Source organism: Ectobacillus funiculus (genome assembly GCF_004138295.1).
GTDB classification, from domain to species: Bacteria; Bacillota; Bacilli; order Bacillales; family Bacillaceae_G; genus Ectobacillus; species Ectobacillus funiculus.
The window spans coordinates 1-875 of the sequence record NZ_SCFM01000059.1 but is presented as its reverse complement, the minus strand read 5'-3'; the positions used below and the strand labels follow the sequence as shown (position 1 = coordinate 875).

The window sequence follows — 875 nt, the reverse complement described above, 5'->3', positions numbered from 1 at the left end:
ACAACTCTTGTTTTGGATGCATATTCATAAAAAGCACGTCACCCTTTCTCATTAACATAAGAGAATAGTAACGTGCTTTTAACTTTAAGAATAGCCTAAATGCTTAAGTTGATGGATGTGGGGTACCGCCACATACCCATCAAGTTAAGGAGACTGAACTACCCCAAAACAAAAATTTGGTGCAATTTGCTCAATTTTATCGTTTTGGGGTAGTTTGTTTTTGTTAGGTTGATAGCTATGCGTCGAGACCCCAGTTGTGCCTGAAGAGGCGCAACTGGCAAAAAAAAACAGGCACTTTCTGCCTGTTTCTAAGCTTATAAACAACAATCGTTTTTATACTCGCTCGTGGTTTTAGACTAGATATTTATGAAAAGACGTTGTTTACTTTCGGTATTTGATTTTCTTAGCTTGATAAATATTAGGTGCCACCCTCAAGAAGAAAAATTTATTTCACAGAAGCTGGGGAGTATCAAACTCCTGACAATACCTGTAATTGATCCGGCTTTTCTACAGGAGCCAGTTCAATATCTTCAGTTGTTAATTCCAGTAGCTTCTCTAGAAAGTTTATCGTTTTGATTTTATGTTGAATATCTTCATCAGTGTAGACATTTTCCTGCTTCACTTTTTCTATATATTTATTGATAGATTCTTGATAACCCTTTGTTTTAACAAACCATTCTCCTAAAAGCTTCTTCGTTGCCGCTCTCTCATCTTCGTTTTTCACTGCAAATAAGCTTTCTGTTTCCGTTTCTTTTAATGTAATCATGCTAAAATCAGAGTTCATACAAATATGAAAATAATTTCTTTGACTGTTATAAGATTTTGCTTGTCTTAAAAGAAAATATCCGATCCCAAACTGAACTTCATAAAAAGGG

Annotated in this window: 1 protein-coding gene; it reads right to left on the bottom strand. The window is 35.0% G+C overall.

Features of this window, described 5'->3' with window-relative positions; all coding sequences use genetic code 11:
* Positions 1–469 precede the first annotated feature (469 nt).
* The coding region (locus EP737_RS25790; protein WP_165350887.1) for a hypothetical protein at positions 470–875 on the bottom strand (406 nt) is incomplete at its 5' end.